Source organism: Streptomyces vastus, from assembly GCF_039532825.1.
In the GTDB taxonomy this organism is placed as follows: Bacteria; Actinomycetota; Actinomycetes; order Streptomycetales; family Streptomycetaceae; genus Streptomyces; species Streptomyces vastus.
In genome coordinates, this window is record NZ_BAAASJ010000099.1 from 87,148 (window position 1) to 109,132 (window position 21,985).

23 protein-coding genes, 1 tRNA gene and 1 pseudogene are annotated in these 21,985 nt (G+C 68.9%); 8 read left to right on the top strand and 17 right to left on the bottom strand.

What is annotated here, in order from left to right; translation table 11 throughout:
• Window positions 1-6: 6 nt before the first annotated feature.
• Genes ABD357_RS31950 through ABD357_RS31970 form a run of 5 tightly spaced genes read right to left on the bottom strand, consistent with a single transcriptional unit; the run spans window position 7 to window position 3,521 of the window.
• Window positions 7-1,218, bottom strand: coding sequence for a class E sortase (locus tag ABD357_RS31950; RefSeq protein ID WP_344394511.1), 1,212 nt, complete (start codon window positions 1,216-1,218; stop codon window positions 7-9).
• On the bottom strand, window positions 1,215-1,853 hold the full coding sequence (locus ABD357_RS31955; RefSeq protein ID WP_344394512.1) for an aminodeoxychorismate/anthranilate synthase component II: 639 nt from the start codon (window positions 1,851-1,853) through the stop codon (window positions 1,215-1,217). The genes ABD357_RS31950 and ABD357_RS31955 overlap by 4 nt, the downstream gene beginning before the upstream one ends.
• On the bottom strand, window positions 1,850-2,011 hold the full coding sequence (locus ABD357_RS31960; protein WP_206440922.1) for a hypothetical protein: 162 nt from the start codon (window positions 2,009-2,011) through the stop codon (window positions 1,850-1,852). Before ABD357_RS31960 ends, ABD357_RS31955 begins: the two co-directional genes overlap by 4 nt.
• A 31-nt stretch (window positions 2,012-2,042) precedes the next feature.
• The gene (locus tag ABD357_RS31965; RefSeq protein WP_344394513.1) at window positions 2,043-2,723 is read right to left on the bottom strand and encodes a class E sortase; all 681 of its coding nucleotides are present in this window, start codon (window positions 2,721-2,723) and stop codon (window positions 2,043-2,045) included.
• Window positions 2,724-2,741: 18 nt separating this feature from the next.
• The gene (locus ABD357_RS31970) at window positions 2,742-3,521 is read right to left on the bottom strand and encodes a DUF881 domain-containing protein (protein WP_344394514.1); all 780 of its coding nucleotides are present in this window, start codon (window positions 3,519-3,521) and stop codon (window positions 2,742-2,744) included.
• Window positions 3,522-3,663: 142 nt separating this feature from the next.
• On the opposite strand from ABD357_RS31970, the gene crgA reads away from it, so the two are divergent.
• Entirely contained in the window at window positions 3,664-3,918 is a 255-nt protein-coding gene (gene crgA, locus ABD357_RS31975; RefSeq protein WP_344394515.1) for a cell division protein CrgA, read from the top strand.
• A gap of 283 nt (window positions 3,919-4,201) precedes the next feature.
• Here crgA and ABD357_RS31980 read toward each other — a convergent pair whose 3' ends face one another.
• Both ABD357_RS31980 and ABD357_RS31985 read right to left on the bottom strand, forming a co-directional pair.
• Window positions 4,202-5,098 carry a rhomboid family intramembrane serine protease gene (locus ABD357_RS31980; protein ID WP_344394516.1) on the bottom strand — a complete coding sequence of 299 codons (897 nt, stop codon included), beginning with the start codon at window positions 5,096-5,098 and terminating at the stop codon, window positions 4,202-4,204.
• 226 nt (window positions 5,099-5,324) lie between these two features.
• Window positions 5,325-5,852, bottom strand: coding sequence for a peptidylprolyl isomerase (locus ABD357_RS31985; protein ID WP_344394517.1), 528 nt, complete (start codon window positions 5,850-5,852; stop codon window positions 5,325-5,327).
• Between the two features lie 332 nt (window positions 5,853-6,184).
• Here ABD357_RS31985 and ABD357_RS31990 point away from each other — a divergent pair, with 332 nt between their 5' ends.
• Window positions 6,185-6,898, top strand: a complete 714-nt coding sequence (locus ABD357_RS31990) for a DUF5324 family protein (protein ID WP_344394518.1) — start codon at window positions 6,185-6,187, stop codon at window positions 6,896-6,898.
• Between the two features lie 172 nt (window positions 6,899-7,070).
• Here ABD357_RS31990 and ABD357_RS31995 read toward each other — a convergent pair whose 3' ends face one another.
• On the bottom strand, window positions 7,071-8,006 hold the full coding sequence (locus ABD357_RS31995; protein WP_344394519.1) for a hypothetical protein: 936 nt from the start codon (window positions 8,004-8,006) through the stop codon (window positions 7,071-7,073).
• Window positions 8,007-8,220: 214 nt separating this feature from the next.
• Window positions 8,221-11,886, bottom strand: coding sequence for an nSTAND1 domain-containing NTPase (locus ABD357_RS32000; protein ID WP_344394520.1), 3,666 nt, complete (start codon window positions 11,884-11,886; stop codon window positions 8,221-8,223).
• 286 nt (window positions 11,887-12,172) lie between these two features.
• On the opposite strand from ABD357_RS32000, the gene ABD357_RS32005 reads away from it, so the two are divergent.
• From ABD357_RS32005 to ABD357_RS32015, 3 genes are all read left to right on the top strand, one after another.
• Window positions 12,173-12,478 carry a hypothetical protein gene (locus tag ABD357_RS32005; protein WP_344394521.1) on the top strand — a complete coding sequence of 102 codons (306 nt, stop codon included), beginning with the start codon at window positions 12,173-12,175 and terminating at the stop codon, window positions 12,476-12,478.
• A 9-nt stretch (window positions 12,479-12,487) separates the two neighbouring features.
• Window positions 12,488-12,655 carry a hypothetical protein gene (locus ABD357_RS32010; protein ID WP_344394522.1) on the top strand — a complete coding sequence of 56 codons (168 nt, stop codon included), beginning with the start codon at window positions 12,488-12,490 and terminating at the stop codon, window positions 12,653-12,655.
• 61 nt (window positions 12,656-12,716) lie between these two features.
• Window positions 12,717-13,631, top strand: a complete 915-nt coding sequence (locus ABD357_RS32015) for a hypothetical protein (RefSeq protein ID WP_344394523.1) — start codon at window positions 12,717-12,719, stop codon at window positions 13,629-13,631.
• Between the two features lie 564 nt (window positions 13,632-14,195).
• On the opposite strand, the gene ABD357_RS32020 is transcribed toward ABD357_RS32015, so the two are convergent.
• Complete coding sequence (locus tag ABD357_RS32020; RefSeq protein ID WP_344394524.1) at window positions 14,196-14,348, bottom strand: hypothetical protein; 153 nt, start codon at window positions 14,346-14,348, stop codon at window positions 14,196-14,198.
• Window positions 14,349-14,439: 91 nt separating this feature from the next.
• Entirely contained in the window at window positions 14,440-14,898 is a 459-nt protein-coding gene (locus ABD357_RS32025; RefSeq protein WP_344394525.1) for a hypothetical protein, read from the bottom strand.
• A gap of 225 nt (window positions 14,899-15,123) precedes the next feature.
• On the opposite strand from ABD357_RS32025, the pseudogene ABD357_RS32030 reads away from it, so the two are divergent.
• Window positions 15,124-15,726, top strand: a pseudogene (locus ABD357_RS32030) (transposase); the annotation flags it as partial.
• A 551-nt stretch (window positions 15,727-16,277) separates the two neighbouring features.
• Here ABD357_RS32030 and ABD357_RS32035 read toward each other — a convergent pair.
• The 4 genes from ABD357_RS32035 to ABD357_RS32050 form a co-directional block, all read right to left on the bottom strand.
• Complete coding sequence (locus ABD357_RS32035) at window positions 16,278-16,574, bottom strand: hypothetical protein (RefSeq protein WP_344394526.1); 297 nt, start codon at window positions 16,572-16,574, stop codon at window positions 16,278-16,280.
• Window positions 16,575-16,598: 24 nt separating this feature from the next.
• Window positions 16,599-17,009 (bottom strand): DNA-binding protein, encoded by a 411-nt coding sequence (locus tag ABD357_RS32040; protein ID WP_344394527.1) that lies wholly within the window; start codon window positions 17,007-17,009, stop codon window positions 16,599-16,601.
• Window positions 16,991-17,275, bottom strand: a complete 285-nt coding sequence (locus tag ABD357_RS32045; RefSeq protein WP_344394529.1) for a hypothetical protein — start codon at window positions 17,273-17,275, stop codon at window positions 16,991-16,993. The genes ABD357_RS32040 and ABD357_RS32045 overlap by 19 nt, the downstream gene beginning before the upstream one ends.
• 208 nt (window positions 17,276-17,483) lie before the next feature.
• Window positions 17,484-17,556, bottom strand: a tRNA-Ala gene (locus tag ABD357_RS32050).
• A gap of 176 nt (window positions 17,557-17,732) precedes the next feature.
• Between ABD357_RS32050 and ABD357_RS32055 the strand changes: the two genes are divergently transcribed.
• Together ABD357_RS32055 and ABD357_RS32060 are read left to right on the top strand one after the other, a co-directional pair.
• A complete protein-coding gene (locus ABD357_RS32055) occupies window positions 17,733-18,281 on the top strand; it encodes a helix-turn-helix domain-containing protein (protein WP_344394530.1) in 549 nt (182 codons plus the stop codon).
• Window positions 18,282-18,410: 129 nt separating this feature from the next.
• Window positions 18,411-20,027 carry a serine/threonine-protein kinase gene (locus tag ABD357_RS32060; RefSeq protein ID WP_344394532.1) on the top strand — a complete coding sequence of 539 codons (1,617 nt, stop codon included), beginning with the start codon at window positions 18,411-18,413 and terminating at the stop codon, window positions 20,025-20,027.
• A gap of 53 nt (window positions 20,028-20,080) precedes the next feature.
• Here the strand turns inward: ABD357_RS32060 and ABD357_RS32065 are convergent, their stop codons facing one another.
• Together ABD357_RS32065 and ABD357_RS32070 are read right to left on the bottom strand one after the other, a co-directional pair.
• On the bottom strand, window positions 20,081-21,505 hold the full coding sequence (locus ABD357_RS32065; protein ID WP_344394533.1) for a hypothetical protein: 1,425 nt from the start codon (window positions 21,503-21,505) through the stop codon (window positions 20,081-20,083).
• Between the two features lie 222 nt (window positions 21,506-21,727).
• Entirely contained in the window at window positions 21,728-21,856 is a 129-nt protein-coding gene (locus ABD357_RS32070) for a DLW-39 family protein (protein WP_003999697.1), read from the bottom strand.
• Window positions 21,857-21,985 lie beyond the last annotated feature (129 nt).

Genomic DNA, 21,985 nt, shown 5'->3' on the forward strand with positions numbered 1-21,985 from the left:
CTGTCCTTAACTGACGAGCGCATCCGGCTTCCCCTTGCTGCGCGGCCGTTCCTCGACCATCTTGCCCCAGACGATCATCCGGTACTTGCTGGTGAACTCAGGAGTGCAGGTCGTCAGAGTGATGTAGCGGCCCGCCGTGGTGAAACCCGACCCCTTGGGGACCGCGTCCAGGACAGCCGTGTTGCTCGGCGCCGTCACCGGCAGGATCGACGCCATCTTGTAGACGAAGTACTGGTCCTGCGTCTCCACGACAATCGGATCGCCCGGCTGAAGCCGGTTGATGTACCGGAAGGGCTCGCCATGCGTGTTGCGATGCCCGGCAAGCCCGAAGTTGCCCGCCTTCTCCTCCGGCATCGCCGTCTTCAGACCGTCCTCCGCGTAGTGACCGACCATGCCGCGGTCCAGCACCCGCTTCTTGTCGATGCCCTCGGCGATCGGCACGACCACGTCCAGCTTCGGAATGTGCAGGAGAGCGAAGCCCTGCCCCGGCTCGAACGCCCCCGGCTTCCGCTTACCTGCCGCCCAGTCGTTCTGCAGACTGCTCGCCGCACTGCCCGCCTGCGCCTCCGCCCGGATATTCGTCCACCACAGCTGATACGTCACGAACAGCAGCATCAGCACACCGGTGGTGATGAACACCTCACCGATCGCCCGGCTGGCCATCACCGCCGCCCCCGGCTTCCGCGCCCGCGCCGCCCGCCGCGCCTCCACCCGCGAGAGCGGCGTCGCGCCCGGCTCCTCCGCCGACTGCTCCTGCACCGGCCCGCCGGCCCCGCCATGCCGCCCATGCCGCTTGGCGGCCTTACGCCGGGCCGCACGGCCACCGGCGGCGGGGGCAGGGGCGTAGGAGCGGGCAGGCGTGGCAGCCCTGGCCGCCCGCACGGACTCACTGTCCGGTACGCGCAGCGCGACGGTCTCTTCATCGATCGGGGGCATCGGATCGGGCGTCGGAGCAGGCTCATACCGCTGGGAGTACGCCTCCTCCTGCCACGGCTCTCCGTACGGCTCCCCGTGCGACGGCTCGTCGTACGAGGCCGAAGACTGCCGCTCCGCGTACGACGAGGCCCTCTGCTCCCCGTACCAGTCCCGCGCATACCCCTCGGGGTCGTACCACTCCTGCTCCGGCCCCGCAGCGCCTCCATACGCGGCAGCGGCCCCGTAGACGGTGTCCTCACCGTACGGGGCGGCACTGTCGCGCTCGGGGCGCAGGGCGGTCACGCCTTGGCCCTGCCCACCACCGGGGCAAGCCCCGTCGACCTGGCCACGGCCCCCCGGTCACCGCACTCGGCCAGCCAGTTGGCCAGCATGCGGTGACCGTGCTCGGTCAGCACGGACTCGGGATGGAACTGCACACCCTCGACAGGCAGTTCACGATGCCGCAGCCCCATGATGATCCCGTCATGGGTACGAGCCGTGACCTGCAGTTCGGCCGGAACGGTCCCCGGCTCGGCTGCCAACGAGTGGTAACGCGTCGCCGTGAAGGGCGACGGCAGCCCCGCGAAAACACCCCGCCCCTCGTGCTCGACGAGCGAGGTCTTGCCGTGCAGCAGCTCAGGCGCACGGTCAACGACACCGCCGTACGCCACCTGCATCGACTGCATACCCAAGCAGACCCCGAAGACGGGGACACCGGTCGCAGCACAGTGCCGCACCATGTCGACGCAGACACCCGCCTCCTCGGGAGTGCCGGGCCCCGGCGACAGCAGCACACCAGCGAAGCCGTCCTGAGCATGCACCGTCGACACCTCGTCGTTGCGCAGCACCTCACACTCCGCACCCAGCTGATACAGGTACTGGACCAGGTTGAAGACGAAGCTGTCGTAATTGTCGACGACGAGAATCCGCGCGCTCACTGGTTGTCCACCGTCACATCGTTGAAGGGCAGCAGCGGTTCGGCCCACGGGAAGACGTACTGGAACAGCACATAGACCACCGCGAGCACAAGCACGAGCGAAATCAGCGCCCGCACCAAAGCGTTTCCCGGCAGATGCCGCCAGATCCAGCCGTACATGCCGTCCCTTCCGTCGCCGTACCACACCAGACTAACGGCGCAGCGCCTCAGGTTTCCCAGCCTCCACGGGCTGTGTGGCATCAAGGTGCGCCCACACGATCAGCCGGTGACTGCGCCCCCACTCCGGCTCGCAGGTCGTCAGCGTCAAATAACGGCCCGGCCGCGTATACCCGGACTTCCCAGGCACAGGGTCAATGACCGCGACATCACTGGGCAGCGTCTTGTACGGCCTGTTGTCGATCCGGTACGTGAACCAGGTCGTGCCATCGGTCAGCACCACCGCGTCACCGGGGCGCAGCTTGGGGAAGTCCTTGAACGGGTCCCCATACGTGCGGCGATGGCCCGCGACAGCGAAATTACCCTCCTGACCGAGCTGCGCCGTACTCGCGTAGTGACCAAGCCCCTTCTTCAACGTGCTGGTTTTCGTACCTTCGAGCACGGGCTTGTTCCACGTGAAACCAAGCCTCGGGACATACATGACCGCGAACGGCTTGCCATCCTCGTACGCCGCCGGCGGCTCGGGATTCTCGACCAAGGGAGCCTCGGCCGCGACCGTCCCCTTCGACCACTGGTCCTGAAGACTGTCGACCTGGTCGTCCATCGCACTGTCGGCCTTCACACCCGTCCAGAACAGCACGTAAACGACAAAGAGCACGATCACGCCGCCCACAGTGATACACAGTTCGCTTAACGTCCTGACGATCACTCGCATCGGCGGCTCCCGGCGCGTTTACTCCACAGGCTTCGCGTAGTGGAGATCCACTGTGCCCGAGTAGCCGGGAAGAGTCACTGCCCCTTCCTCCTCCACTTTCCAGCCGAGCCCATAGACATTGACGTACACCATGTAGTTCTGGATCGCCGGAGACGCGGTGAGGGCCCTCTGCAGCTTCTCCGGGTCACCAACCGCCGTAATCCTGTACGGCGGCGAGTAGACCCGGCCCTGAAGGATCAGGGTGTTGCCCACACAGCGCACGGCACTGGTGGAGATCAACCGCTGATCCATGACCTTGATCCCCTTGGCACCGCCCTGCCACATGGCGTTGACCACAGCCTGCAGATCCTGCTGGTGAATGACCAGGTAGTCCGGCTGCGGCTCGGGATAACCCGGGAGCTTGGCCGTGGCATTCGGCGGCGCATCGTTCAGCGTGACCGTGAGCGCCTTGCCCCTGAGCTTCTGCGTACCCGCGTTCCCCTCCAGAGCCGCGAGCCTGTCGTCCTCTGCCTTCGTACTGCCGTCATCACGCTCGGCCAGCGCCTCGACATCCTCCCGCAACGTCGCGTTGCTCTCGTCGAGCCGACCGTTCTTGTGACTGCGCTCCTGAATGAGATCGGACAGCTTCAGCAACGAGGCATCCGTCCGGATATTGGTGCCCTTGGCCGTATTGAAACTGGTGAAGAAGATCAACCCGGCCAGAGCGAACACAGCCGCCGTCAGCACACGCACCGGACGAAATCGCCGCATACGCGCAGGGCTGGAACCCGCCTGGGGCGAGTCGGCAGAATTGCTCAACGTACCCTTATCTCCTTCGACGCCGCGGAAGCACTACGCTAACGGACGCCCGGGGGAGCGCTAAGAGTCCCCTTGTACGCTGCCCCGGAGCCAGCCAACGTTCCCTGCGCGGCCACGCAGCGCATCGACAGGAGAGACCCTCGTGCCGAAGTCACGTATCCGCAAGAAGGCCGACTACACGCCCCCCGCGGCGAAGCAGGCAACCAATATCAAGCTGACCAGCCGCGGCTGGGTCGCCCCGGTCATGCTGGCCATGTTCCTCATCGGCCTCGCCTGGATCGTCGTCTTCTATGTGACCGACGGCTCGCTGCCGATCGACGCCTTCGGCAACTGGAACATCGTGGTCGGCTTCGGGTTCATCGCCGCGGGATTCGCCGTTTCGACGCAGTGGAAGTAACGCGGCCCCAAGGTGCCGGGAAGCTGTACGGCACGTCCCGGCTCCCACTGTCCACGAGAGTTATCCACAGTCGTCCACAGCAATCCACAGCAGCGGTGGAAAACATCCGAAGATCTGTGGATAACCCATCGGGCGTTGACGCCGGTGTGACTGACCTACCGGGATCCGGAAGTCTGTTCGCCCCTTGTCCTGCCTGGGGAAACCCAGGTCAGCGACAGGGGGCACACCTGTTCCCACACAGCATGCACAAGATCCGGCACAGTCTGTGGACAACGCCGGCTCCTCAGGTGAGCTGACCGGTCCTGATGAGTGTCATGACCACAACCGCGACCAGCACCAGTGCGCAGACGCCATACTGGATCAGAGCCCGCCGTCCGCGAGGTGCGTGGACCATCGCGTAGCCGATCACCACGCCGCCGACGAGGCCGCCGATGTGGGCTTCCCAGGCGATGTTGCTCCACCCGAAGGTGAAGATCAGGTTGATCACCAGGAGGGCGATGACGGGGCGCATGTCGTAGTTGAGCCGCCGCATGAGTATGGCGGTTGCGCCGAAGAGGCCGAAGATGGCGCCGGAGGCGCCGAGCGAGGGCTGGTTGGGTTCGGCGAGCAGGTAGGTGAGGGCGCTGCCTGCGAGGCCGGAGGTTGCGTAGAGGGCGATGTAGCGGGCGCGGCCGAGGGCTGCTTCGAGGGGGCCGCCGATCCACCAGAGGCTGAGCATGTTGAAGGCGATGTGGATGACGCTGCCGTGCAGGAACATGGCGGTGGCGAGGCGGTACCACTGTCCTTCGGCGACGCCTTCGACGCTGCCGAGGCCTGGCACGTATGCGAGCCCGAGGAGTTCGAAGCGCTCTTCGAAGCTGCTGCCGACGGAGAGCTGGACCAGGAAGAAGGCGAGGTTGAGGCCGACGAGGATCTTGGTGATGAGCCGGGGATCTTCGGTGACCGTGCCGCCTGCGAGGGTGCGCGGCTGGCTGGCGGCTGGCGAGTGGCCTGTGCCGGAGCCGCCTCGTACGCACTCGGGGCATTGGAAGCCGACAGAGGCGCTGACCATGCACTCGGGGCAGATGGAGCGCTCACAGCGGGTGCAGCGAATGCCGGTCTCCCGGTCGGGGTGCCGGTAGCAGGTGGGCAGGCTCTGGGCGTCCTGCGGTCCCTGCGGGCTGCCTGGCACCTGGTCCATGGGGTCCCCTCATTCTCGGTACGACGGGCACACGGCGGTGTCCCAGGGACGCGTACCCCAATGCACCGCCCCGCCCTTCCTTCTACGGACGGGCGGGGCACATTGGTTCCCTGGCCTTGGTTTCGGCTGTGACTCGCGTCCTGACTTCCGCGGATACGGGCGGGTAGGCCTGGCCTCGGCGGCCGGCCTCGGCGGCGGAAGCCGGTTCTGAGCGGAGGGTCGGGTCTCAGCGGGTCTCGACGACGACCGACTCGACGACCACGTCGTTGACGGGGCGGTCGGTGCGCGGATTGGTCTGCGTCGTGGCGATGGCGTCGACGACCTTCTGGCTGGCCGCGTCGGTGACCTCGCCGAAGATGGTGTGTTTGCGGGTCAGCCAGGCCGTTGGGGAGACGGTGATGAAGAACTGCGAGCCGTTGGTGCCCGGGCCTGCGTTCGCCATGGCCAGTAGGTACGGCTTGTCGAAGGCGAGGTCGGGGTGGAACTCGTCCTCGAACTGGTAGCCGGGGCCGCCTGTGCCGTTGCCCAGGGGATCGCCGCCCTGGATCATGAATCCGCTGATCACCCGGTGGAAGACCGTGCCGTCGTACAGCTTGTCCGTGGTCTTCTCCCCGGTCTCGGGGTTGGTCCACTCACGCTCGCCCTTGGCGAGCTCGACGAAGTTCCGGACCGTCTTGGGCGCGTGGTTCGGCAGGAGCCGCACTTCGATATCGCCTTGGTTGGTCTTCAGGGTGGCGTAGAGCTGCTCGGCCACGATCTGCCTTCCGTTGTCCTTTGTGACTTCTCGATCCTCGCATGGTCGGCGCTGCCCGTCGTGCGTCGTCGCCGTTCTGAGCTGCTTCGTACCAAAGGGGCGCATGGCAGGAGAATCCATGGCATTGTCGTCGGCAAGCCCTTGTTGCACCGTATTGATCATTTATTGCCCTGAGTGTGCATGCAGTCGGTACGCGCATGACCCGGATGCTCGCTCGTGAATGCCCGGGAGTGCTCCGACAGGCATGATCCCTATAAGGGTGGAAAGGTGAACTGTGTCTTTCTGGGGGATCTCCCCAATTCCCCACGTACGCCACCGAGGAGGAGGATCCCGTGACCCGCATCGACAGCGTGCGCGCCGCGACCGGCTCGGCGAAGGGCAGCGTGCTGCACGCCGCGGAAGCGGTGGCGCCCTACGCCGACACGGCCAAGGACCGGGCCACGCACTACGCGCATGAAGCACGCGTACGGCTCGCGCCGAAGGTGTCGGCCGCCGCTCACCAGGCCGCCGATCAGGCTCGTACGCAGTACGACGCCCATCTCGCGCCGCGTCTGGAGCAGGCGCGCACTCATGTGCCGCCGAAGGTCGACTACGCCGCCCACGAGGCTGCGCTGCGCGCCCGTATCGCCGCTCGGCAGGCCGCCGACTACTCACGGCCGAGGATCGAGCAGGCCAGGGTGGCGGCAGGGCCTGTCCGTGAGGAGGCCGCGGCCCGTAGCGCGGCGGCTCTGGCGGCGCTGCGTGGCCAGGTTTCGCCGAAGGAGATCGAGAAGCTGGCCCGTAAGCATCAGCGGCAGGCCAGGGTCGGGCGCCTCGCGAAGGGTCTGGCTGCTCTTGGCGTCCTGGCGGGCGGTGCCTTCGCCGCCTGGAAGTGGTGGGACAAGCAGGCCAACCCCGATTGGCTGGTGGAGCCGCCGGCCGCCACGGAGGTGCCGGACAACGGTCAGCTGACTTCGGTCGACGGCAGTGGCCAGGACGCGCTCGACCCTGAGGTTCAGGCGAAGCAGGCCGAGGCGGAGGCGGCGGAGCGCGACAAGCGCGGCTGACGCCGCCGGTTCGTGCCGGCTCGTATCCACCGGTTTCAATCGCAGAGAGGCCCCTCTGACCGCGTTTCCGCAGGTCGGAGGGGTCTTCAGGGGTGGAGCCCAGGGGAGTCGAACGAAGCCTCGTCGTCTCACTTGACCGAGTGTGCGGTGCGTCTGCCGTGTACCGGGTGGGCTATCGCTTGATGCGTCCGCGGATGGCGAGGGCGGCAAGGCCGAGCAGTACGGGTTCGGTCAGGCGGGAAGCCATCTCGGTATATGTGCCGGTGGTGGTGAGGTCCTGTCCGAAGGAGCGGAAGACGACGGAGTTCACGACGATCCGCAGGGATTTCTCCCATCGTTCGGATGTGAGTCGGGTGTGCAGCGGCCCGGAAGGGTTCACCGGGGTGGGCTTGTCGGTGGTCAGTGAGATGTCCCGCCCGGTCAGGTGCCCGGCTGTCGCGGGCTTCGGGTCGTGCTCGGGGACGCTCCACAGCATCATGACCAAGACGGCGGCGGCCATGGCTCCCAGTAGCCAGCCCAGGGCGCGGGAAGCGCGTAGGCCATAGCCGGACACGGCCCAGTACAGCGTGAGCAGTGCGCGTTCGGCGCGCGGTCGGCCACCGTCGTTGCGCCGCATCTCCATCTCGCCGTAATAGAAGTCCGCTGCGTCTGGTTCGTTCTTGGCGTCCTCCAATGACTTACGCAGCTGGCGATAGACCGGGGCGAGAGCAGGCAGCTCTGCGGGGTGGCTGTCGGAGGGTGCGGGTGTCCGGCCGGTCGCGCCGGTGGCAGCGCGCCAGTGGTGCTCTTCGGCGAGAGTGCGGCGCGGTGTCCAGCGGATCGGGAGGACGCCGCGCCGGTGCAGGCCGACGGGGGCGGGAGCGAAGGTGCAGCGGCCTTCGAGGCGGAGTTGGTCGAGGTGGAAGGTGCCGGTGAAACGGCAGTCGGAGAGGTCGACATCGGTTAGCACCAGATGTGCCGCATCCACACCGCTCAGCGAGGCTACCCGCACGCTTGGGTCGGCGCCGACCAGACCTATTTCATCGACCTGCCTCCGGTCGGACGTGAAGGCGGACGGGCGGGCGGCAACGCTCAGCGGGTACTCGATGACGGCGTCACTGAGATCCACAGTTGCGTAGCGCAGACGCAGCGTGGCTGTGGAGTCCCAGCGCGTCCTCGTGCATCGGAAGCTGGCCGTTGCGGCCTCAATGGTCACCGGGCCGCTGAACTGAGCACCGGAGAGATCCAGCTCTCCGTGGCAGACCAGAGGCCCCAGGTGGGAGATGGCCTCAAAGGTCGCCCTGCTGAACCCGGTGCAAGAGACCGGTTCCGTAGCAACGAGCTCAGCCGCAGGGCGAATCCTGCGGTAGTGCGTGGAGCAACTGTTTCCAGTGATGGACACGGGCCAGGTTGCAGATGTCCCGGGCGGTCCGGTCCGTGTGCGTGTTCCACAGCCGGGCCGAACCGTCGGTGCTCATGGTGGCGAGGCGGCCTCCGTCGGGGCTGAATGCCACGGACCATATCCAGTTCTTGTGGCCGCTGAGGACGGCTGTGGTCCGTCGCGTCGACATGTCCCACAGACGGACGGTGTGGTCGTAACTCCCGCTGGCCAAGGTACGCCCGTCGGGGCTGAAGGCCACCGAGGAGATGTTGTTGGAGTGGCCTGTCAAGGTGCCGGCCGGCCGCCGGGAGTCCACATCCCACAGGCGGACGGCGAAGTCTGCTCCGGCGGTGGCGAGTGTCCTGCCGTCCGGTGAGAACGCGGCCGTGGAAATGATGGGAGCACGTCCGGAGAAGGTAGCCACGGGACGCTGGGTGGTCACGTCCCACAGCCGTACCGTGCTGCGGATTCCGTAGTCGTTGCCGTTGTAGGTGGTGGCCAGCGTCCGCCCGTCGGGCGAGTAGTCGATAGTGGACAACCCTCCTGTGGGCCCGGGCAGTACGGCCTTGGTGCGGTGGGTGGCCGTGTCCCACAGCCGCACCGTGCGGTCGTCGGCCGCGGTGGCGAGCGTCTTCCCGTCCGGCGAGAAGGCCGCTTGGGTGACGGTGTTGCTGTGGCCTTTGAGTGTGGCCACCGCGCGACCCGTGGTGGCGTCCCACAGCCGTGTGCCGTCCTTCCGGCTCACGGTGGCGATCAGGCGGGCGTCGGGGGAGAACTCAAGGCCGAAGGCGGGTCCGAGGGACGTGGCGACGGTGCGCAGTGGCCGTAGGCTCTTCGCGGACCACAGCCGCAGCTCGTCGTCGACTGTGGCGATGGTGCGGCCGTCCGGAGAGAACGCCACCGAGCCCACCGCGGCCCTGCCTCCGCCGAGCGTGGCCGCCGGACGGTGGGTGGTCACGTCCCACAGCCGCACCGCTGAGGTGTTGCCGTCAGCGGGGGCGACCAGCGTGCGGCCGTCCGGGGAGAAGGCAAGTGAGCTCGCTCCTACGATGCTCGCGCTGAGGGAAGCCGTGCTTCGACGGGTGTCGGTGTCCCACAGGCGCACATAGCCATCGGCGCTGCCGGTGGCCAGCGTGCGGCCGTCGGAAGCGAACGCCAGTGTGATGGCGTCGGTGGCGAGGGTGGCGGTCGTGCGGCGGGCGGCGACGGCCCACAGTCGTACGGTGCGGTCGTCCGACCCGCTGGCGAGGGTGCGGCCGTCAGGGCTGAACGCGAGGGATGAGACGAGCTCGGTGTGGCCGGTGAGAACGGCGGTGGTCCGCCGTGTCGCCACGTCCCACAGCCGGGTGGTGTGGTCCCCGCCGGCACTGGCCAGGGTGCGGCCGTCGGGTGAGAACGCCACCGCCACCACGTAGCCGGTGTGCCCGATGAGGGTGGCGGTCGTGCGCCGGGACCTCACGTCCCACAGCCGGACCACGCTGCCCCCGCTGCTTGCCACGGTACGGCCGTCCGGGGAGAACGCCACGGACACCACCCGGGACTCGATCCCGGTGAGAGTGGCGGTGGTCCGGCGGGTGCGCAGGTCCCACAGCCGTACGGTGAAGTCGTCGCCGGCCGTGGCCAGCGTGCGGCCGTCGGGGCTGAAGGCGAGCGCGTACACCTCCGCGGCGTGCCCGATGAGCGTGCCGGTCAGCTGGTGGGTGGCAGCGTTCCACAGCTTGACCGTCCGGTCCTCGCTTCCGGTGGCGACGGTGCGGCCGTCCGGCGAGTAGGCCACCGCGTTCACCTCCGCGGTGTGGCCGGTGAGCTGGTTGGCCCAGTACGCGGCGTGCGCGCTGAGCAGGCTGCCCCTGGCCTCGACGGTGTGTGCCACCCGGTAGCCCTTCAGCGCGGTCAGCGCCGCCGCCTCGGGCTGCTGGTCGCGCACCTCGCCCGACTGGGCGGCGTACTGCCGGGACAGGGCCACCCGCTGTGCGGTCACCGCCTTGTGGCGCTGCTGCTCGCTGGTGCCGTACTGGTCCCAGGCGGTCACGCCCGCGGTGAGGGCGAGGACGAGGAGGACGGACAGCGCGCCGGTGAACTGGCGCAGGCGCCGGGTGGTGCGTGCGGCAGCGTGCCGTTCGTGGTCACGGGCGGTGGTGCTGGCGGTGAGGAAGTCCCGTTCCAGCGCGGTGAGATCACCGCCGGCGCCGGCGAAGGCTTCCTCCGCGGCGGCCAGTCGGGTACCCCGGTACAGCGCCCCCGGGTCGTGGCCGAGGTCGCTCCAGGCGTGGGCGGCATCGGTGAGCCTGCGGTGCGCCCGTAGCCGTTCGCGGTCCTCGTCGATCCACTCCCGGAACCTGGGCCATGCGGTGATCAGGGCCTCATGGGCGAGGTCGAGGGTGTCGCCGTCCAGCGTGAGCAGGCGGGCGCGGGTGAGGCGTTCCAGTACGGCGGTGGTGGCGATGGGGTCGCCCAGGTCGAGTTCGGCGCGGTCGATGGGGCGGCGCGTGTCCTGGGCACCTTCGCCCGGGGTGATGAGCCGGAGCAGGATGCGGCGGGCGAGGGTGGCCTGGCCGGGGTCGAGTTGGCGGTAGGCGGCTTCGGCGGTGTGGGCGATGGCTCCGTGTACGCCGCCGGCGCCGTCGTAGGCGGTCAGGGTCAGCGCCTTGCCCCGGCGGCGGTGCCAGGTCTCCAGCAGGGCGTGCGACATCAGGGGCAGACCGCCGGGTTCACCGTCGACCTCGTCCAGGATGCGGGCGGTCAGCTCCCGCTCGACGATCAGACCGCGGGCCGTGGCGGGCTTGACGACGGCCTCTTTGAGCTCGTCGGAGTTCATCGCTCCGACCGGCAGACTCGCGTCCCGCAGGATCGCGGTCAGTCCTCGGTGCTCCAGGCAGCGGCCGTAGAAGTCCGCGCGTACCGCGATCATCACGCGCAGGCGCTTGCCGGGGTCCTGAGCGGTCAGGAGCCGGTCGATGAAGGCGGCCCGCTCGTCCGGGTCACGGCAGAGCGTGTAGAGCTCTTCGAACTGGTCGACGATCAGCCAGGTGTCGGCGTCCGTTTCCGCGGCGGGCTTCGGGGTCAGGCGCCGGCTGTGGGTCCGCAGCGGGTGGTCGCCCGGGGTGATGATGCGCAGGGCCGCCGGCCGCAGGGCGGGGTCGTCGATGTGGCGCAGACGGGAGATGAGGCCGGCGCGCAAGAGGGAGGACTTACCGCTGCCGGAGGCTCCGACGACCGCCGTGACACGGTGGCGGCGAGCCAACGTGAGCAGGTCGTCGGTGAGTTGACCGCGGCCGAAGAAGTACGCCTCGTCGCCCGGTTCGAACCGGGCCAGGCCCCGGTACGGTGCCGGCTCACCGTCGTCCTCCCGCGGCAGGGCGGCCTGCTCCTTGGCGGCTCGGTGCCAGCGCTCCTCCCACTCCGGCACGTCTGCACCGCAGGCCTTCGCATAGGCGAGCGTCAGCGGCAGGGATGGCAGTGTCTCGCCTGCGGCGGCCCGTGCCAGCGCGGCGATCGAGTAGCCCGCTCCCTCGGCCATCACCCGGTAGGTCGGGCTGCCTGCCTCCCGGCGCAGCTCGCGCAACTCGAAGGCGAACCGCTGCACCGGCCCCGCCCCAGGATCGATCGGCTTCTCACGACGCCCCACCCGGCTCAGCCTCCCCGTCGACCTACAGCTGCCCGGCCCAGCCCAACACAGCCCCCGCGACGGCGAAAAGACCGCCCGCGCGCCAACCCGCCGGTGTCGCGGGGGCCGAGCCGCCAACCTTTTTGTCTACCAGCACGGATGTGGGGTGCGAGAAAACCGGTCGGCCACTGAAATCGACAGGGCACGGCCGGTGCTGTCGCTGCCGGGGCGCCGCGGGACGCGCGAGTGGGGGCGCGACGAACCGCACCCGGCGGCGACGGCCCCGTTCCCACACCTAGGAGGTGAAGTGACACGCATGAAGAAGGCGTTGGCCGCCGGCGTCCTGGCCGCCGGAATCCTCGCGGTGACGGCGAACCCCGCCCTCGCCGGTTCGGCCCCGTCGTTTGAGTGCGAGTACGTAGGGCCCCAGTACGCGCACACCATGCGCAAGGCACCCATTCGCGAAGGGATGTCCCGCCACGCACCGATCAAGGTGATGGTCAAGAAGGGCCAGTTGATCCGCTACAAGTACCGGTGCGTCAGCTCCAAAGGTACGCACTGGGTCAAAACGTCCTCGCCGGCGCGAGGGTATCTGTATCGCCTACACATCTGAGGAGTCGAAGTGACACGTACGAAGAAGGCAATCGCCGTCAGCGTCATGGCCGCCGGAATGCTCGCGGGCACGGTCGGCGCCGCGTCGGCCCAGACGGTCGTACCGCTGGAGCGGAACCAGACGATCGTGCCGCTGGACCGGAACAATACGATCGTGCCAGCGAGCAAGAGCCGCTGACGCAGCGAGGAACGCCCGTTTCCTGAAGTCTCCAACAGCCCAGTGAGGGAAGGACTCTCCCATGATTCAGCCGAGCAGGCGCAGTGCCATCGTGAGCCTGGCAGCACTGGGCGCGACGGTGGCCGCGGGCGGCGCCGCGCACGCACGGGCTCCGCAAGGCACGGGTGCCCCGCGGACGCCTCTGCACGTGGTCACCGGAGAGGACGGCTTCTCCGCTCCCGGGACGGCCGCCGCGGGAGCGGTGGCCGTCCGGTTGCGTACCACCAGTACCTCGACCGGCGCCGTCGGCCTAGCCCGGCTGCGGCCCGGCGTGAGCGAGGCGGTGTTCCGCACCCGGCTGCGACGGATCTTCAGCACCGAGGGGCGGGAGAACATCGAGGCGACCAAGGCCCTGATGGCCGCCGCCGAGTTGTACGGCGGCGGATTCGCCCACGTCGGCACGGACACCGCCTTCACCGTGGAACTGGATGCCGGCCGGTATCTGCTGCTGGAGTTCCTCGACTTCGAAGGCGAGCGGGGCCGCGAACCGGCACCGGGCCAGGAGTACGTCCGCCGCCTGACGGTCCACGAACCGCGTACGGACACCTCGCCCGCACCACCCTGCGCCACGATCATCGCCGTGGACGTCCCCGGACGCGGACCACACTTCGCCCTGCATGGCCGGGTCCGGCCCGGCCGGCCGGTGCGCTACGTCAACCGCATGCCCGATCAGGTCAACGAACTCGCCCTCTACCTCATCACCGACGACGCTGTCACCGAGGAGGACCTGCAGGCGTTCTTCGACAACACCTCGCCTGCGCCGCCGTTCGACGTCTCCCACCAGCTCGGCACGCCACCTCTCTCCTCTGGGCGGGCCATCACCCTCACGCCGCCGCTCGCCCCCGGCCGGTACGCGGCAGTCACCTGGGTCACCAGCATCCATGACGCCCGCCCCCTGTCCGCCCACGGCCAACACCGCATCCTCACGGTGCGGTGAGCGGTTTCGTTCCGTCACTTCACCGGAAGGGCTGGCCAAGGGTGGGGTCACGGATCTCGTCGGGCCGGCGCATCGCGTGCAGCTCATGGACTGCCTCGCTGCCAGATGTAGTGGGGCTGGTCATCGCCCCTCCGAGTCGCCCCGGCGAGCGGTACCTCCCGCAGGTGATCAAGCAGGGGCGAAGGCGGCACCCCACCGGGGTGGATATCGCAGTGCGTAGAGAACCCCGTCATCCCGGAAGCCCGTTCCCGCACGTTCGGGTGGCCGCCGCGCACCCCACTCAGGGTCCGAGGTCGACATGCGCCCGTCGCGCACTCCATAGCGACCACGGCGTCCGTTCGCACCTCGGCCGTGCCGCCTGCCCTGCGGAGCCATCGCCAGTGATAAGCGCGCTCTCCGCATGTACCTGCACCTCGGCCAGAACCCACCCGGGCGTCCCATTCTCGCAAACCCCACGTACCCCCCTCTCAAACCCCCGCGTGCCTCCAGGCAGCAGTGCGCCAGGAACTCTGGGTGCCTTTCGCTGGGCGAGGCTCAAGATCATCTCTTGGCCCGTTCCCGGGCTCACCGAGGCCGAGCTGGGGCCCACTTCGCGGCCTGGCCCGAAGTCTTGGAACAGGCGGCCGCGTCGGCGGCGTAGCTCATCCAGCCGCCGCCGCTCGCCCGCTGCACAAGAGGGTCGCCCTGGCCACCTCTGCCGGACAGTGATCCGGTCATGACTGCGCTCCTGCCTGATCGCGCCAACCTGAGCATGTGCCCAACGCTCCACCGGCGGTGGGTCGGCGGCGCGAAGCGCGGCGTGGAACGGTCAGTCGACGGCGCCACAGTTCTGATTGCCTTCGGCGAGGGTGTAGTCGCAGACGGCGAACTCTACTCCCAGGGCAATGCCGGTGCTGATGTTCAGCGTGCCGGAGGAGGCGACGGTGAACCAGCCGCTGGTGTGGGTGCCCGCGCCAGGAATGTAGGCGCTGTACCGGGCTCGCAGGTTGGCCTGGCCGGTCTCGGCGCATTCATCGGTGACTTTCAGCGACCACCGGTAGCTGCCCACTCCGAACCCGACCCCGTTCTCCCCGACCGGCAGCACCGCTGACACGAACGTGGTGGTGAGTGAACCGCCTGCGTGGGAGCAGCCCGTGATGCTGGCGCCGGAGACCTGCACGGTCTTCTCTGTGACCGTGGGAAGGTCCGCGGCCTGCGCCTGGGTGACCCCTGCCAACATGATGGCCGCGCCGGCCACGGTCGCCGCTCTCGCAGTGAAGCGTCGCATCGTCATATCCCCCGAGTAGCTGTTGTTGATGGCGAGTTGGGTGATTCACAGTGTCCCGTTGCTGGCGCATCAGCGCCCGTGTGCATTGCGTAACCTCCACGCCGGTGGCCGGGTGACCCCAAGTTGAGGAGCCCGTTCCGCGCGGTGCGCGCCGTGCTCTCGCGGGGCCCAGCCCCTGCCCCGTCAGCTACTCGCCGCGGTCTGCCTGTTGACTTTCGCGACCTCCGTCGAACCGAGGTCTTCGACCGCACGCGCCAGATCAACCGTCTGCGGGCTCGACTGCTGGAGATCCTCCCTGCGTTGGAGCGGTCGCTGGACCTGGTCAACAAGGGCCCGGTGATGCTGCTGACCGGCTACCAGACCCCGGCCGCGATCCGCCGTGCCGGCGCCAGGCGCATCGAGAGCTGGCTGAGGAACCGCAAGGTCCGTGGCGTCGCCGCGCTCGCGAGGACGGCCGTTGAGGCTGCCCAGGCCCAGCAGACCGCGCTGCCCGGTGAGACGCTGGCCGCCGCCATGGTGGTCCGCCTCGCGAAGGGGGTGATGGCCCTCGATGAGGAGATCGCCGAGCTCAACGCCCTGATCGAGGCCAGGTTTCGCGAGCATCCGCACGCCGAGGTGATCCGCAGCCTGCCCGGCATGGGCACGAAACTCGGCGCCGAGTTCATCGCCGCGACCGGCGGTGACATGGACGCCTTCGGCAGCGCCGACCGCCTGGCCGGGTTTGCCGGCCTGGCGCCCAGACCCCGTGACTCCGGCCGTGCCAGCGGCAATCTGCGCAGGCCCAGGCGATACCACCGCGGTCTGCTGCGATCGATGTACCTCTCGGCACACGATTGGGAAGTCCTTTCGACGTCGTAGCAGGTGGGTTCTGGCACTGCTACGAACGTAGGCAGCAGCAGGTCAGCCGGGCCGCCTCTGTCCAAGACCGATGGGACGACGAGACGCCGCGGGCTGCCTTTTGCCTCGCCGTCTGCGTCACCCCTCGCGGTGACGGCTCGCTCATCGTCTGCCGAAAGCACACGGGCGGAAACCTGGAAGGTTATAGGTCCCCGGCGTCGACCGGCTGCATCTCGGCGGCGCCGAGGGGGCACGGGCCCCGTCACCACAGCGCGGTGTGCTCCTGCCGCTTCTCCCGCGGTTCAACCGCACCGCCCCCTGCGGGCGGGCTGGGCAGCCGCCTCGGCAAGCACTTGCGCGGAGGCACTCGGGTCCTGTGCCAGGCCCGCACCAGTTCCTCCACCAGCCGGCGCCCGGGCTCCCCGCCAGCGCCTTCGGCCAAGGCCGCCAGCAACGCCGCCCGCAACGCCTCGTCCATCTGACCCTTCCCTCCCCCGCTCCACACACCGGCGCGCTCGGAGCCGTAAGTCACTGGTAGGGGTTCAGGCCGCACCGCGCGCCGGCCTGGCGTACAACACGACCTGCACGCCGAGGCCAGCCACCGCCAGCGCCTCCAGCACCGACAGGCCGACGAGCGACCCGCTGCCCGGTCCGCCGGCCCAGAACACCACCAGCCCCGCCAGCGGCAGCACGCAGAACACCGTCAGGTCCACCACGCACTGGAAGATCTTGCGGGAGCGGCGGCGCGCGTCGCTATGACGGGCCCTCTCCCATCCGAAGGCCGCGAAGTCACTGCTGGAACCTGCCAGTCGGCGCACTCGGAAGTCCTGAAGCTCCATGGTTGAAGGACACACCAGGCCGCCTCACACAGCCACGAGTCGGACCCGGTCGCCGCAGAGCTTGGCCATGTCGTCGATGTAGGACGTCAGCATGGCCAATGGACGCTGCTGCCGCAGGGCAGCCTCGGCCACGGCCGCGTCGATGGCGTACTTGTGACCATGCAGCCCCGCCCCCATCAGCAGCGCCGAGGCCGCCTTCGCCTCCTCATCGCCCACCGGGATCACACGCAGTCCCGACAGCAGCCAGCTCAGCCGAGCCTTGTTACGGGCGTGGACGGCCTCGATGATGGTGAGCGAGCAGATCACCACCTCCATGCCCCGCGAGCGCGCCTCCGCGACCAGGGCCACCACCGTCTCGTCATCGGCGATCAGCTTGGAGAGCCCCTCGCTGTCCAGGACCAACGTCCCCTTGTGACTCAACCTGCGGCGGGCCACTGCTCTTCCTCAGCGAACACCTCGTCGAACGCCTGCCGCGCCCGCTGCCGCGCCTGCTCGGACACCGGCCCCTTGCGGCTCTCGTAGTCGGCCAGGTACTCGTCCAGCACCTGCCCCCGCAGCTCCCGCTCGACGGCCGCGGCGATGAACGCGGAGAACTCCCGCTTACCGACCCGCGCCCGGATCGCCTCCGCGGTCCCCTCAGGCAGAGACAGGCTGACCCGGGTCGCCGGCCCCTCACCGATGCTGTACGTCGTCTCGGACATGACCCCAGTGTGTCAAACGAGTAGGAAACCGGAAGGCACTTCGCCTCCCCGGGGGATCACGCGGGGGAGCAAAGGCCGCCCCAGGCCCTGCAACCGCAGGCCACCGCGGGCTTACGTCAGCATCACCGCGCTGACACGTCAGCACGGGAAATAGGGACAAAAACACCCCCCTGACTGCGTTTCCGCAGGTCAGGGGGGTGCAAATGTGTGGAGCCTAGGGGAGTCGAACCCCTGACATCTGCCATGCAAAGACAGCGCTCTACCAACTGAGCTAAGGCCCCGGATGGGAAGCGTCCGCCGGGAGAATCTTCTCCCGAAGAGCGCCGCAGCCCAGAGTACCGGGTTACCCCCAGGATCCTGCAAAAGGATTGGGCTCCCGGCGAACGACCACTCTCCATAAGATGCTCGACGTGGTTCGCTTCAGCGAACCACGGTACGAAGCGATGGGGAGACGCGAATGGACGCCGCACAGCAGGAAGCAACCGCAAGAGCGCGGGAGCTGCAGCGGAATTGGTACGGGGAGCCGCTGGGGGCGCTCTTCCGTAGGCTCATAGATGACCTGGGGCTCAACCAGGCTCGTCTGGCGGGGGTATTGGGACTGTCCGCACCGATGTTGTCGCAGCTGATGAGTGGTCAGCGCGCCAAGATCGGCAATCCGGCGGTGGTGCAGCGAGTGCAGTTGCTGCAGGACCTCTCCGGTCAGGTCGCCGACGGCAGCGTGAGCGCGGCCGAGGCCACTGAGCGCATGGAGGAGATCAAGAAGTCGCAGGGGGGATCGGTGCTCAGCAACAGCACGCAGTCGTCGAGCAGTTCGGGTGCGCCCACGGTCAAGCGAGTGGTACGCGAGATACAGTCGCTGCTCCGCTCCGTGGCGGCTGCGGGGGACATCATCGAGGCGGCGGACACCCTCGCCCCGAGCCACCCGGAGCTGGCAGAGTTCCTCCGGGTGTACGGGGCCGGCCGCACCTCCGATGCGGTCTCGCACTACCAGTCCCACCAGAGCTGAGCCCGCCGCCCGGCTGTTGAACACTCCGTATCCGTAGGCCTGTTGAGCTTGCTGGGTGCGGGGAGCGAGGCAGCCGGGCCTCTGATGAGGCCGCCGTGCCGACTGCCGAAGGGGGAGCGACGCACGACCATGGGTGAGGTCTTCGCCGGCCGGTACGAACTGGTCGATCCGATCGGACGCGGGGGAGTCGGTGCGGTCTGGCGTGCCTGGGATCATCGGCGGCGTCGGTATGTGGCCGCCAAGGTCCTGCAACAGAGCGACGCGCATGCGCTGTTGCGCTTCGTGCGGGAGCAGGCGCTGCGGATCGATCACCCGCATGTGCTCGCTCCCGCCAGCTGGGCGGCCGACGACGACAAGGTTCTGTTCACCATGGACCTGATCGGCGGAGGCTCGCTGATCCATCTGATCGGGGACTACGGTCCCCTGCCGCCGGTGTTCGTCTGCACCCTGCTCGATCAGCTGCTGGCGGGACTTGCCGCGGTGCACGCGGAGGGGGTCGTGCACCGCGACATCAAGCCCGCCAACATCCTTCTGGAGGCGACCGGGACGGGCCGTCCGCGGCTGCGGCTGTCCGACTTCGGCATCGCGATGCGTCTGGGCGAGCCACGGCTGACGGAGACCAACTACGTGGTGGGGACGCCGGGTTACCTTGCACCCGAGCAACTGCTCGGTGAGGAGCCGGACTTCCCCGCCGACCTGTTCGCCGTGGGTCTGGTCGCCCTCTATCTGCTGGAGGGCGCCAAGCCCGATGCCAAGGCACTCATCGAGTACTTCGCGGCGCATGGCACCCCGGGTGCCCCGAAGAGCGTTCCCGAGCCGCTGTGGCAGGTCGTGGCCGCCTTGGTGCAGCCGGACCCACAAGCGCGGTTCCGCACCGCCACGGGGGCGCGCAAGGCCCTCGCCTCGGCCAGGGAGCTCCTGCCGGACCCAGGCGCCGAGGACGAAGTCATCGAGATCTTCGACCAGCTCGGCCCGCTTCCGCCGGGGTTCGGCCCGGAGGGTCCGCTCCCGGCAGGGTCCGAGCCGGACGGCCTGCCGGCAACGGAGTCCGGCACGTACGGCCCGCTCCTGAACGCGACACCTGGCCGGGGGCACAACAGCGCTCCTCAGCACACCAACCCGGGCCTCGACAGCGCGACTCAGGACACCAGCGCGGGCATCGCGCCTCCGCATCCGCAGACGGGTCCCGTCCCGTCTGCGGACCACGCGGGCGCCGTACTCCCTGACGGCACGCCCCTGCCCGACGCCGAACCGCCTCCCCCCGCCCCCTTTGCCGTGCCCCCACAGCCCTCCCCGACGTCCACGATGTCGGACACCGGCAGCTTCCACCTGCCGCCTCCGCCTCAGCCCCGGACGGCCACCTCTCACACGCAGCGACACCAGCGGCAGCCCCACCCACAGCGCCCCCCAGAGCCCCAGCAACCAGCTCAGCCACAGCCGGAGCAGGCCCCCACTCCCCCCAGCTCCTTCGCGCTCCCGGCTCCCGCCCACGCTCCGTCGTTCGGACCCGCGCATGTGACCTCCCCCCAGGACGCGGCCCCCGCGTCGCAGCCGCACGCCTTTGCCTCTACTGCTTCATACACCGCTCGCGACGTTCAGGTTCCACCTCAGCCACAGCCAGTTGCGCGGCACCGTGGCAGGCGCGCGCTCCGGCGTCCCGGGCCGCCCGCACAGGTGGCGATTCCGGTACTGCTGCTCGCGCTGGTCTGCTTCGCAGTCGGGTTCTGGGCTCTGACTCGGATCTGAGCCCGACAGGCCGCGAGGCCCGGAACTGAGCCGGTGTGGTCGGCCTCGGCGAGCTACCGGGCCTGCGGCGGCTCGTACCCTCGCGCGACGGCACCGCCGGCCATTGCCGCCGTACGTCCCGCCCGCCGCCGGGCGATCACAGTCCACACCCCGAGTACCAGCACGAGCACGCTCCCCGCGCCGATCCCGCCCGCGGCCACCAGCTTCATCGTGGCGTCGCTGCCATCCCCGTCACGCCCGCCAGCCGCCCCGGCTCCGCTCGCCGCCGCCTCGTTGTCCTCCTCCGTGACATCGAACACACCGCGAGGCCTGGCCGTCCCCTTGTACGCCGGTTCGGCGCCCGCCGCACCGCTCACGCGCACGCTCAGCATCAGGTCGATCGGCCCGTCACCAAATTTTTCGGCCGCCTCGGCGCCGAGATGCACGGCGAGGTAGTACCAGCCGGCGAACCGCATCCCGCTGACCTGGTCGTCTAGGGTGTACCGGTTCTCGTAGGCGACCGCGGGCAGCGGCTCCAGGGCAGCCGACTTCGGTGTGCCGTCGTATCCGGTGCGAGCGTCGTCCACGAAGGCACGCACCGGGTTGTGGAGCGAGATGACGAGGGCGTTGCCCAGGAAGCCGTCGCCGTCGGCCGCGCCCAGTTCGGCCGTGGCGTAGAGCTGCTGTCCCCAGTCGACCGGGATCCGGTAGAAGAGTGTCTGCCCGGCCCGGATGCCGTCTCTCCAGATGCCCTGATCGAGGGCGCGCGCGTCGTTGAAACTCGTGCCGCCCCTGCGGGGCTTCGCCGTGCCGCTGACAGGCTCTGGAGAGGCGGAGTTCCAGGTCTCGGGGGCGGCCGTTAGGCCGGTCTTCCTGAGTGCGGGCTCGGACACGTACTGAAGCTCCAGGCTCCACTCGTCCGGCGAGGAATCGGCTCGGCTGGTGCGCTCCACGACCACGGAGTACGTCCCCGCCGTCTGGCAGGCGTACTCGTCGGGGCCGACTCTGCGCGACGCCCAGGCGGTGAGGGGGCGCGGGCTCTCGGTGGGCCCGAACCGGGCTTCTTCGGCGTCTCCGGAGAAGCAGCTGCGGCCGGCGGGGTCCTGAAGGGAGACCTTGATGCCGTCGGACGTGGCGACCTTTGTCCCCGTCCTGGGGAGGGCGGTGGCCGAGACGTACGCGTTGGAGACGCTGTCGAGCCGGAGGCGGTAGTAGACCTTCTCGTTGTTCTGGACGGAGCTCTGATAGGTCCCGCCCGGGGCCAGCTGTGCGGCCTCGGTCGCGTTCGACGCGCCCTCGACCAGTTGGGCGTCCTCGGCGAAGGCGTATGGATCAGGCGTCCCCGCCGCTCTCCCCTGGCCGTGTGTCTGCCCCTGCGCCGGCCCGGGCACCGCGACCGCGCACAGCGCCGCCAGGCAGGTCAAGACCATACGGCCGCGCCACCGCACCGTGCGCCGCCCCATCACGCGCCACCCCTCGTCGTAGCCCCGGATCGTCACCCACCGGGCTTCCGCGGACCGGCATCATCGCGCCCCGAACACCGCGAAGCCCCGACCATCCTGCCCCGCCCGCCGCCGCGTCATCCCCGCTTCGGCGACACAAGCGCTTCCTGTATATGGACTCGAAGACGCGGACCAGAAGACATGGCGACAGACGTGGAGACAACGAAAAACCCCGACCGCGAGGGCGGTCGGGGTCTGTACTGAGACTGTCGTCGGTACTCACGAACCCGTGGGCACGGAGTCAGTCGCCTCCGTCCACAGATCCTGCTCGGCGCGATCCGCCTGGATCTGGCGGTACACGAGGAGCCCGCCGATGGCGGCCAGTGCGACCAGGAGAAGCTTCTTCACCGCGCGACCTCGTCTTTCCTTGACGTAGGGGACTTCTGGCGCCCGACTATACACACCGACCGATACCGATCGGTGACCTGCGTCGGCCCTCAACTCCCGCCCGGCACACAGCCGTAGAAGCGGATGCCG

Excerpts from the sequence above, each read along its gene's own strand:
- ABD357_RS32025 (WP_344394525.1), bottom strand. The coding sequence starts at position 14,898 with ATGCGACGCTTCACTGCGAGAGCGGCGACCGTGGCCGGCGCGGCCATC.
- ABD357_RS32060 (WP_344394532.1), top strand. The coding sequence starts at position 18,411 with ATGGGTGAGGTCTTCGCCGGCCGGTACGAACTGGTCGATCCGATCGGA.
- ABD357_RS31965 (WP_344394513.1), bottom strand. The coding sequence starts at position 2,723 with ATGCGAGTGATCGTCAGGACGTTAAGCGAACTGTGTATCACTGTGGGC.
- ABD357_RS32035 (WP_344394526.1), bottom strand. The coding sequence starts at position 16,574 with ATGGAGCTTCAGGACTTCCGAGTGCGCCGACTGGCAGGTTCCAGCAGT.
- ABD357_RS32020 (WP_344394524.1), bottom strand. The coding sequence starts at position 14,348 with ATGACCGGATCACTGTCCGGCAGAGGTGGCCAGGGCGACCCTCTTGTG.
- ABD357_RS32045 (WP_344394529.1), bottom strand. The coding sequence starts at position 17,275 with ATGTCCGAGACGACGTACAGCATCGGTGAGGGGCCGGCGACCCGGGTC.
- ABD357_RS32015 (WP_344394523.1), top strand. The coding sequence starts at position 12,717 with ATGATTCAGCCGAGCAGGCGCAGTGCCATCGTGAGCCTGGCAGCACTG.
- ABD357_RS31960 (WP_206440922.1), bottom strand. The coding sequence starts at position 2,011 with ATGTACGGCTGGATCTGGCGGCATCTGCCGGGAAACGCTTTGGTGCGG.
- ABD357_RS32055 (WP_344394530.1), top strand. The coding sequence starts at position 17,733 with ATGGACGCCGCACAGCAGGAAGCAACCGCAAGAGCGCGGGAGCTGCAG.
- ABD357_RS31980 (WP_344394516.1), bottom strand. The coding sequence starts at position 5,098 with ATGGACCAGGTGCCAGGCAGCCCGCAGGGACCGCAGGACGCCCAGAGC.